Here is a 9,412-nt window from a genome sequence, read left to right as displayed (position 1 = left end):
CAAAGCAGACCGCGGCCAGGCAGTTCGACGACCAGGCCAACGGCTACGGCGTTCCCGGGGACCAGGCGGACGGCAACGATGTCCTCGCAGGCTACGCCGTGACGAAGACGGCAGTTGCCCGCGCGCGCGCCGGGGTCTAATCCGCCAGGATGATCCCGGCGCCGGCCTTCCTGTCGAACCCCGAGCGGTTCATGGCCTTCTCCCGCTGGGCCGCGCCGATGTTCGGCGTCCTGGCGGCCGGCCTTGCCGCCGCGGGCCTGTGGCTGGGGTTCACCTCGCCCGAGGACTACCAGCAGGGCGACACCGTCCGGATCATGTTCATCCATGTGCCGGCCGCCTACATGAGCATGTTCGTCTATGCGTGCCTGGCGGGGGCGAGCTTCCTGTCGCTCGTCTTCCGTCACGCCCTGGCCGACGCCGCGGCCCAGGCGGCCGCCCCTCTGGGCGCGGCCTTCACGTTTCTGGCCCTGGTCACCGGCTCGCTCTGGGGCGCGCCCATGTGGGGAACCTGGTGGGTCTGGGACGCGCGCCTGACCTCGGTCCTGGTGCTGTTGCTTCTGTACCTCGCCTATATGGCCCTGCGCGCCTCGCTCGACGATGAGACAAAGGCCGCCCGCGCCGCCGCCATCCTGGCCCTGGTGGGGATCGTCAACCTGCCCATCGTCAAGTTCTCGGTCGACTGGTGGAACACCCTGCACCAAGGCGCCTCGGTGTTCCGCGACGAAGGCCCGGCCATGCCCGCCGTCTACCTCTGGCCGCTCGGCCTGATGGCCCTGGCCTATACCTCGGCTTTCGGCTCGCTGTGGCTGGTGGGCATCCGCGCCCAGGTCTGGCGGCGCCGGGCCGAGGCGGCCGCCCTGCGCGCGGCCAGGAGCTGAGATGCTGGACCTCGACGCCGGAAAGTACGCGGCCTTTGTCTGGCCCGCCTATGCGATCACGCTGGCGGTGTTCGCCGCCATGATCTGGGCCACCCTGGCCCGCGCCCGCCGCTGGCGGCGCCAGGCGGAGAAGGGCGACCGGTGAGCCGCTGGCTAGCGATCCTGCCGCTGGTCGCCCTGGCGGCCCTGGCCCTGCTGTTCGGTGTCTATTCGCTGAAGCGCGACCCCCAGGTGCAGCCCGACGCCCTGGTGGGCAAGCCCGTCCCAGAGCTCACCCTGCCCCGCCTGGACGACGGACGGCCTGCCCCCCTGCGCACGGCGCTCGGCGAGGGACCGACACTGGTCAACATCTTCGCCTCCTGGTGCGCCCCCTGCGAGATCGAGCATCCGGTGCTGGTCGGCCTGAAGAGCCAGGGCGTGCGGATCGTGGGCGTCGCCTACAAGGACGCGCCGGATAACACCAAGGCCTTCCTCGGCCGGCTCGGCGATCCTTTCGCCGAGCGGCTGGTGGACCGCGACGGCCGCGCCGGGATCGAACTGGGCGTCACCGGCGTGCCCGAGACCTATCTGGTCGGCGCCGACGGTGTGATCCTGGCCAAGCACACCGGGCCGCTGACCCCGGCGGACGCCCGAAACCTGCTGGCCAAGGCGCGGCGTTAACCAAACCTTGAGGCGGCTGCGGCAGGTTCGCCAAGACTTGATTAACCATAAGGCCCGCCCGTGAGCACGGTCCGCCCGCCGATCTTCCCGCAAGCCCAGACGCCCGGCCCGGCGATCCAGCCGTCGCGCAATGCGGGCCAGCGGGCGTTCTTCGAAGCCGCCCTCGGCAAGGCCGCGCCTCAGGCGCAGGCGGTGATGGCGCCGCCGTCCGCGCCCGTTCAGAAAATCCCGACCAACCTGCCTGCCGATCCGCCGGAGAAGATCCTGCGGCCGGGGTCGTTGCTGGATATCCGGGTCTAAGCCGCCTTCTTCACCTTCTTCTTCTTCGGCTTCTCGGCCTTCTTCGGCTTCTCGGCCTTCGGCGCTTTTTCCTCGGGCTCGCCGGCGCGGACCAGGTCGCGCAATGCGCCGACCAGGGTCTCGCGCTTGTTCGGGCCCAACAGCTTCAGCAGCCGGGCGTCGGCCTTGGCCATCTTGGGCCTGGCCTCTTCCAGAGCCGTGCGACCAGGCTCCGTCAGGCTGACGGCGTTGGCTCGCGCGTCGGAGGTCGAGCGCTGGCGCTCCAGCAGCCCTTTGGCGATCATCCGGGCGGCCATGTCGGCCAGGGTCGAGCGGTCGATGCCGGTGATTTTCACCAGGTCGGTCTGGGTCAGGCCCTCATGGGCCTCCACCGCCGCCAACACCGCGTACTGACGCTGGGTGATCGCACCCGCGCCCAGTTCGTCGGCATAGATGTCCAGCGCCAGTTGCAACGCCCGATGCAGGAGATGGCTGGGCGAACGGTCCAGGGCCGGCAGCCCCTTGCCCGGCTTGTCGTTCGACTTGGTCTTGGCCATGGCTCGCCCCGATCTCCGCGTCATCCGCACGCTGACGCTAACGCGTCACGGTGTCGATTTGACGACAGATGGTCCGTGGGCGGCGCAACCGCCAGGGGTCGCGCCAATCCTATTCGACGTGCGGCGGCGGCGGCTCGTCGGTCTTGGCGTATTTCATCATCAGCGGCACCTGGGCGAACGAGAACAGCACCGTGATCACCAGGATTCCGGGGAAGCGGAACGCAACCCAGATGTCGTCTGGCTGGGTGCGCCAGACCGCTTCGTTGAGAGCCGCCAGCGCCAGGAAGAACAGTCCGTAGTGCAGGGTCAGCCTGCGCCACCCCTCATCCGGCATCTGGATCGAGTCGCCCATAAGCAGCTTGAGCGGGTTCTTCCGCAGCGCCAGGCCCGCCAGCAGGATCACCCCGAAGGCGGTGTTCATCACCGTGGGCTTGATCTTCAGCAGCCGGGGATCGTGGAACACCAGCGACAGGGTCCCGAAGAACAGCGCCGCCACCCCGCCGATCAGCGGGAAGGGCGCGATCCGGCGCTCGACCACGAAGCCGATCAGCAGCGCCACGGCCGAGCCCGCCACCAGCGCCCAGGTCGCCTGGCTGAGCGCCTCGGCTTGGATGACGCCGGTGGCGCGAAAATAGACGAAGGCGGCGAGGAAGGCCGCCAGGCCGCCGAAGTCGACGATCCCGCGCACCCACTTGCGGGCGGTTGGCGACAGGGTCATGCGTCCTCCAGACCGACGAGGGTTCGGGCGAAGGCGCGGGCCTTGAAGGGCTGCAGGTCCTCGATCCCCTCGCCCACGCCGATCAGTTTGATGGGGCTGTCGCTGGCTTGGGCCACGGGCACCAGCACCCCGCCCCGGGCGGTGCCGTCCAACTTGGTCATGACGATCCCCGACACGCCGATCTGGTTGCCGAAGATGTTTTCCTGGGCCAGCGCGTTGCGGCCGACCGTGGCGTCCAGAACCAGCAGGGTCTCGTGCGGCGCGTCGGGCAGGGTCTTCTTCACCACCCGAATCACCTTCAGCAATTCGTCCATCAGGCCCTGCTTGTTCTGCAGGCGGCCGGCGGTGTCGATCAGCACCACGTCGTGGCCGTTGGCGCGCGCGGTCTCGATGGCGTCGAAGGCCAGGCCGGCGGCGTCCGAACCGGTGGGCCGCGACATGAAGTCGGCCTCCGCCCGATCGGCCCAGACCTTGAGCTGCTCGACGGCGGCGGCGCGGAAGGTGTCGCCGGCCACCACCAGCACCTTGGCGCCGCGCCCGGTCAGGTCGGCGGCGATCTTGCCCAGCGTCGTGGTCTTGCCCGACCCGTTGACCCCGATGAACAGCACGACATAGGGCTTGGGGCCCGACAGGGGCTCGAAGGTCCCCTCGCGGGTCTCCAGCTCGGCGCCGATGTACTCGGCCAGGGCTTCCTTGATCTCCTGCTCGTCGACGCTCTTGCCGAACTTGGCGTCGGAGAACCGCTGGGTGATGCGGGCGGCCGAGTGCGGGCCGAGATCGGCCTCGATCAGCATCTCCTCCAGCTCGTCCAGCTTGGCCTGGTCCAGCGGCTGCTTGGTGAAGGTGGAGACCACCTGCTCGGTCATCTGCTTCGACGAGCGCGACAGCCCGCTGGTCAGACGCTGGAGCCAGCCCTTTTTCGGTTCGGTCATGGGCGGGCTTCTAGCGGGTCAAGGCGTTGCGCGATAGAGGTTTGCCCATGGACGCGCTCGCCGCCACCCTCGTCTGGCTCGACTACGGGGCCGTGGCCGTGTTCGGCGCCACGGGGGCCCTGGCCGCCGCACGGCAGAAGCACGACATCATCACGTTCGGCTTCTTCGCGGCCGTGACGGGTGTCGGCGGCGGAACCCTGCGCGACCTGCTGATCGGCGCGCCGGTCTTCTGGGTGGACCGTCCTGGCTACATCCTGGCCTGCCTGGCCGCCGCCCTCGCCGTCTGGGTGTTCGGCGCCGGACAGGCGCGGATGCGGGTGCTGCTGTGGCTCGATGCGCTGGGTATGGCCGCCTATTGCGTGGTCGGCGCGGCCAAGGCGGGCGCCCTGGACGTGCCCCCCTTCTCCGCCGTGGTCATGGGGACGCTGACGGCCTGCTTCGGCGGGGTGATCCGCGACGTCCTGGCGCACGAACCGTCCATCCTGCTGAAACGCGAGATCTACGTGACCTGCGCCATGGTCGGCGCGGGGGTCTTCGTGGTGCTGGAGCTCGCGGGCCTGCCGTCGGTCCCCGCCGGGATCGCGGGTTTCCTGGCCGCCTTCGTGATCCGGACGGGCGCGATCCTCTGGGGCTGGAGCCTGCCTGGATTCCCTGGACGGGGGCGTGATCGGGGGCGGCCGGAGGGCGACGAGCCTACCTAGACAGCGGCCATTCCGCCGTGTCGTGGTCGGGGTGCTGATGGCTGACGATACCATCGAAGAAGGCTTGGCTCTCCGCCACCTCCGCGAGGGACTTCACCGGCAGGTCGCCCATCTCCGCCACCCACGGGAGAGCGCTTCCCAGCGACATCTGGATCACCGGCCGCAGGGGCGCCGGATCGTCGAAGGCGCCGATGGCCAGCTCGATGACCTGGGCGCTCCACTCATAGGTCAGCGGCGTGCCGCAATCGCCGCAGAAGCCCCGCGACACCTTGTTGGAGCTGGCGAACCGCTTTGGTCCGCCCCGGGTCCATTCCAGCTCGGCGACCTTCACCGAGACGAGCGGTCCGTAGAAACTTCCGAAGGCTTTCTGGCACATGCGGCAGTGACAGATGGAGGGGCGGCCCAGGTCGCCGCTCACCCTGAAACGCACCGCGCCGCATTGGCATCCGCCGGACACGCTGCTCATTCCGCCGCCTCCAGAACCGCGACCTTCCCAAGGGCCTTGCCGCCCGCGTGACCGGTGATGGTCATGGGGACGATGGCGCCCACGGCGGCCTCGCCGGTGAAGGCGATTTCGGTGAAATCCTCGGCCCGGGCCACGCCGTCGCGTTCGACTAGCCCGGTGACCGTTCGTCCGACCTGCCGCTCCAGGTGCCGGACCAAGGCCGCCTCGCCCGCCGCCCGCAGGCGCGCGGCGCGGTCCTTGATCACTGGGCGCTGGAGTTGCGGCATTCGCGCCGCCGGCGTTCCAGGGCGCGGGCTGAATGGGAACACATGCAGGAAAGACAGGCCCCCCTGGTCGACCAGGCGAAGAGTGTTCTCGAACATCTCCTCGGTCTCGGTCGGAAACCCCGCGATGAAGTCGGCGCCGAAGGCCGTGTCAGGCCGCACGGCGCGAACATCGGCGATCAGCATCAAGGCGTCGGCGCGCAGGTGGCGGCGCTTCATGCGCTTCAGGATCATGTCGTCGCCGGCCTGCAGCGACAGGTGCAGATACGGCATCAGCCGCGGGTCCTCGGCCAGGCACCGCATCAGGTCCGGATCGATCTCGGCCGCGTCGATGGACGACAGGCGCAGGCGTGGCAGTTCGGGGACCAGCTTCAGGATGCGGGCGACCAGTTGGCCGAGCGTCGGCTGGCCCGGCAGGTCGGACCCCCAGCTGGTGATGTCGACGCCGGTCAGCACCACCTCGAGATAGCCCTGGGCGGTCAGCTTGCGGACCTGCTCGACCACCTCGCCGGCGGCGGCCGAGCGGGAATTGCCCCGGCCGAAGGGGATGATGCAGAAGGTGCAGCGGTGATCGCACCCGTTCTGCACCTCCACATAGGCCCGGGCGCGGTCCTTGAGCCCGTCGATCAGGTGACCGGCGGTCTCGCGCACGCTCATGATGTCGTTGACCCGAACCCGGCCCTCGGGCGCCGCGGCGGAATAGGCGCCGGCCTGGGACTTCTCGGCGTTGCCCAGCACCAGGTCGACCTCGGCCATGCCGGCGAAGGCCAAGGGATCGATCTGGGCCGCGCAGCCGGTGACGATCAGCCTGGCGTCGGGACGTTCACGCCGGGCCTTGCGGATCGCCTGGCGCACCTGGCGCACGGCCTCGCCCGTCACCGCGCAGGTGTTGAACACGATGGCGTTGGAAAGCCCATCCTCCGAGGCGCGCGCGCGGATGACCTCGCTCTCATAGGCGTTGAGGCGGCAGCCGAAGGTGACGATGTCGACGTCGGGCTTCACGGCAGCGTTCCCGTGAAATCCACCTGGGCCGGACCCGTCATGATCACATGGCCGTCGCTCTCGCGCCATTCGATGGTCAACTCGCCGCCATCCAATTCCAGCGTGGCGATACGGTCCGTCAGGCCGCGCCGATGGCAGGCCACCAGGGCGGCGCAAGCGCCGGTGCCGCAGGCCTTGGTCAGGCCGGCGCCGCGCTCCCAGACCCGCAGCCGGATGCGGTCGCGGGCGATCACCTGGGCGAACCCGACGTTGACGCCTTCGGGGAACAGCCGGTGATGCTCGATCATCGGGCCGACCTGGGTGACCGGCGCGGTTTCGATATCGGGCACGAAGAACACCACGTGCGGATTGCCCATGGAGACGCAGCCGGGGGTGTGGAGGATCGGTGCGTCGATGGGGCCGACCTGCAGCTCGATCCCCTTGGTGTCCATGTCCTCGGCCAGCGGGATCTGGGTCCAGTCCAGGCCCGGCGCACCCATGTCGACGCTGACGACCTTGTCGCCGGCGCGCGTGGCGGTGAGCAGGCCGCTTGCGGTCGACATCACCGCGCTGTCACGGCCCGAGGCCTCCATCAGCAGCCAACCCACGCAACGGCTGGCGTTGCCGCAGGCGCCGACCTCCTCGCCGTCGGCGTTCCAGAAGCGCACGGCGGCGTCGGCCTGATCCGAAGCCTCGATGGAGACAAGCTGGTCGCAGCCGATCCCGGACTGGCGGCTGGCGATCGCGCGCACCTCTTCAGGCGTCGGCGCGAACGGCGCGGATCGGGCCTCGACCACGACAAAGTCGTTGCCGAGCCCGTTCATCTTCAGGAACGGACGGCTCATGGCCGGGGCTATATAGGCGAGAAACGTCCGCCGATCACCTTTGACGAGACAGACCCTGCCCGGCCGATTTATCCATGACGCCATGAAGCTGTTTTCCACGGCGCTCGCAGGCGCCCTGCTCATCGCCCCGGCCGCCTTCGCGCAAGGCCCGGCCGACCCGTTCATCTGGCTCGAGGATATCGACTCGCCACGGACCATGGCCTGGGTCGAGGCGCAGAACGCCAAGTCCACGAAGCGCCTGGAGGGCGACGCCCGCTACGCGCCATTCCTGGCGGAGGGCCGGGCGATCTTCACCGCCACAGACCGCATCCCGCAACCCAGCTTCCGCGCCGGCGGGATCGACAACTTCTGGCAGGACGCCGCCAACACCCACGGGGTCTGGCGGCATACCTCACAGGCCTCCTATCGGACCGACCAACCGGCCTGGGACGTGGTGCTCGACGTCGACCAACTGGCCAAGGCCGAGGGCAAGAACTGGTTCTGGAAGGGCGCGATCTGCGTGAAGCCGGCGGAGACGCTCTGCTTGGTCCGGCTCTCCAATGGCGGTGGCGACGCCGTCGAACTGCGCGAGTTCGACACGACGAAGAAGGCCTTTGTCGAGGGCGGGTTCCGCCTGGCCGAGGGCAAGCAGTACGTGGACTGGCTGGACGCCGATACCCTGGTCGTCGGCCGCGAGTGGACCCCGGGCGAGGTGACCGCCTCGGGCTATCCCTACGTCCTGAAGATCCTGACCCGCGCAGGCGAGGCGCGCGAAATCTATCGCGGCAAGACGGAAGACGTCTGGGCCCAGCCCAGCGTCCTGCGTGGCGAGGGCGGACGGATCGACGGGGTGCTGATCCAGCGCGGCCTGTCGTTCTTCGAGTCCGAATACAACATCCATGTCGGCGGCAAGCTGACGCCGACGCCCTTGCCGCCCAAGGCCCAGTATCAGGCCTATGTGGACGGCCAGATGGTCTTCACCCTGCAGGAGCCGTGGTCCGGCTTCCAAAGCGGCGCCCTGATCGGCCTCGACTCCAAGTCCTTGAAGCCCGAGCTGATCTTCCAGCCCGGCCCCCGGCAGGCGATCCAGAACGTGTCCGACACCAAGGGCATGCTGGCGGTCGAACTGCTCGAGGACGTGAAGGGGGCGATCGACGTCTATGATCGCAAGGGCGGCAAGTGGGCCGCTCAGCGCCTGACCCTGCCCGGGGACGCCACGCTCACCCTGGGCTCGACCTCCGGGGAGAGCGACCAACTCTTCGTCGCCGCCGAGAGCTTCCTGTCGCCCAACAGCCTGTGGCTGGCCGACGGCGCGAGCGGCAAGGCGGTTCAAGTCAGGGCGCTGCCCGCGCGATTCGACGCCTCCAAGGATCAGGTCGACCAGTATTGGGCGACCTCCAGCGACGGGACCAGGATCCCCTATTTCGTGGTCCGCCCGAAGGCCGCCAAGCTCGACGGATCGATCCCGACCATCCTCTACGGCTACGGCGGGTTCCAGGTGGCCAAGCCGCCGATCTACATCCCCGAGATGGGCAAGATCTGGCTGGAACGCGGCGGCGCCTATGTGATCGCCAATATCCGCGGCGGCGGCGAGTTCGGCCCGGCCTGGCACCAATCTGTCTTGCGCGAGAAGCGTCAGCTCGCCTTCGACGATTTCGCCGCCGTGGCTCGAGACCTCGCGGCGCGCAAGATCACCTCGGCGCGGCGCCTGGGCATCTATGGCCGCTCCAACGGCGGTGTGCTGACCACCGTGTCGCTGACCCAGCATCCCGAGCTATGGAACGCCGTGGTGGTGGAGAGCCCGCTGACCGACATGCTGCGCTATCACAAGCTGTCGGCCGGCGCGTCATGGGTCGGGGAATACGGCAACCCCGATGTTCCCGCCGACCACGCCTTCATCGCCAAGTATGACGGCTATCTGAACCTGAAGTCCGGCCAGAAATACCCCGAGCCCTACATCACCACCAACACCCGCGACGACCGTGTCCATCCGGGCCACGCCAGGAAGTTCGCCGCGAAGATGGAGGCGCTCGGCTACCCCTACCTCTATTTCGAGAACACCTTCGGCGGCCACGCCAACGACGCCGACCCCGAGCTGAACGCCCGGCGCTGGGCGCGGCACTACGTCTATCTCAGCCAGAAGCTGGTCGACT

Annotated in this window: 13 protein-coding genes; 7 read left to right on the top strand and 6 right to left on the bottom strand. The window is 68.8% G+C overall.

Going from position 1 to position 9,412, the window contains the following annotated elements; all coding sequences use genetic code 11:
- The 5 genes from RMO04_RS21180 to RMO04_RS10015 form a co-directional block, all read left to right on the top strand.
- Positions 1-140 (top strand): thiamine pyrophosphate-dependent enzyme (locus RMO04_RS21180; RefSeq protein ID WP_405041483.1); only part of this gene is annotated, 140 nt, incomplete at its 5' end.
- 9 nt (positions 141-149) lie between these two features.
- On the top strand, positions 150-878 hold the full coding sequence (gene ccmC, locus RMO04_RS10030) for a heme ABC transporter permease CcmC (protein ID WP_309644644.1): 729 nt from the start codon (positions 150-152) through the stop codon (positions 876-878).
- A gap of 1 nt (position 879) precedes the next feature.
- On the top strand, positions 880-1,023 hold the full coding sequence (gene ccmD, locus RMO04_RS10025) for a heme exporter protein CcmD (protein WP_309644643.1): 144 nt from the start codon (positions 880-882) through the stop codon (positions 1,021-1,023).
- Entirely contained in the window at positions 1,020-1,538 is a 519-nt protein-coding gene (locus RMO04_RS10020; RefSeq protein ID WP_309644642.1) for a DsbE family thiol:disulfide interchange protein, read from the top strand. Before ccmD ends, RMO04_RS10020 begins: the two co-directional genes overlap by 4 nt.
- 60 nt (positions 1,539-1,598) lie before the next feature.
- The gene (locus tag RMO04_RS10015; RefSeq protein ID WP_309644641.1) at positions 1,599-1,838 is read left to right on the top strand and encodes a hypothetical protein; all 240 of its coding nucleotides are present in this window, start codon (positions 1,599-1,601) and stop codon (positions 1,836-1,838) included.
- On the opposite strand, the gene RMO04_RS10010 is transcribed toward RMO04_RS10015, so the two are convergent.
- From RMO04_RS10010 to ftsY, 3 genes are all read right to left on the bottom strand, one after another.
- Positions 1,835-2,374 carry a MarR family transcriptional regulator gene (locus RMO04_RS10010; protein WP_309644640.1) on the bottom strand — a complete coding sequence of 180 codons (540 nt, stop codon included), beginning with the start codon at positions 2,372-2,374 and terminating at the stop codon, positions 1,835-1,837. The genes RMO04_RS10015 and RMO04_RS10010 overlap by 4 nt on opposite strands.
- A 109-nt stretch (positions 2,375-2,483) precedes the next feature.
- Positions 2,484-3,092 (bottom strand): inner membrane-spanning protein YciB, encoded by a 609-nt coding sequence (locus RMO04_RS10005; RefSeq protein WP_309644639.1) that lies wholly within the window; start codon positions 3,090-3,092, stop codon positions 2,484-2,486.
- Positions 3,089-4,024, bottom strand: a complete 936-nt coding sequence (ftsY, locus tag RMO04_RS10000; RefSeq protein ID WP_309644638.1) for a signal recognition particle-docking protein FtsY — start codon at positions 4,022-4,024, stop codon at positions 3,089-3,091. The genes RMO04_RS10005 and ftsY overlap by 4 nt, the downstream gene beginning before the upstream one ends.
- Positions 4,025-4,071: 47 nt before the next feature.
- Here ftsY and RMO04_RS09995 point away from each other — a divergent pair, with 47 nt between their 5' ends.
- Positions 4,072-4,725 (top strand): trimeric intracellular cation channel family protein, encoded by a 654-nt coding sequence (locus RMO04_RS09995; protein WP_309644637.1) that lies wholly within the window; start codon positions 4,072-4,074, stop codon positions 4,723-4,725.
- Here RMO04_RS09995 and RMO04_RS09990 read toward each other — a convergent pair.
- From RMO04_RS09990 to dapF, 3 genes are read right to left on the bottom strand one after another with little or no spacing between them, the layout of a single operon-like run.
- The gene (locus RMO04_RS09990) at positions 4,718-5,191 is read right to left on the bottom strand and encodes a GFA family protein (RefSeq protein ID WP_309644636.1); all 474 of its coding nucleotides are present in this window, start codon (positions 5,189-5,191) and stop codon (positions 4,718-4,720) included. The genes RMO04_RS09995 and RMO04_RS09990 overlap by 8 nt on opposite strands.
- Entirely contained in the window at positions 5,188-6,525 is a 1,338-nt protein-coding gene (gene mtaB / locus RMO04_RS09985) for a tRNA (N(6)-L-threonylcarbamoyladenosine(37)-C(2))-methylthiotransferase MtaB (RefSeq protein ID WP_405041482.1), read from the bottom strand. The genes RMO04_RS09990 and mtaB overlap by 4 nt, the downstream gene beginning before the upstream one ends.
- Entirely contained in the window at positions 6,453-7,280 is an 828-nt protein-coding gene (gene dapF, locus RMO04_RS09980) for a diaminopimelate epimerase (RefSeq protein WP_309644634.1), read from the bottom strand. Before dapF ends, mtaB begins: the two co-directional genes overlap by 73 nt.
- Positions 7,281-7,362: 82 nt before the next feature.
- Here dapF and RMO04_RS09975 point away from each other — a divergent pair.
- Positions 7,363-9,412: prolyl oligopeptidase family serine peptidase (locus RMO04_RS09975; RefSeq protein WP_309644633.1), on the top strand; the 2,050-nt coding region annotated here is incomplete at its 3' end.

This window comes from Phenylobacterium sp., assembly GCF_031412415.1.
Classification (GTDB): domain Bacteria; phylum Pseudomonadota; class Alphaproteobacteria; order Caulobacterales; family Caulobacteraceae; genus Phenylobacterium.
This window is presented reverse-complemented; position numbering and strand designations above follow the sequence as displayed.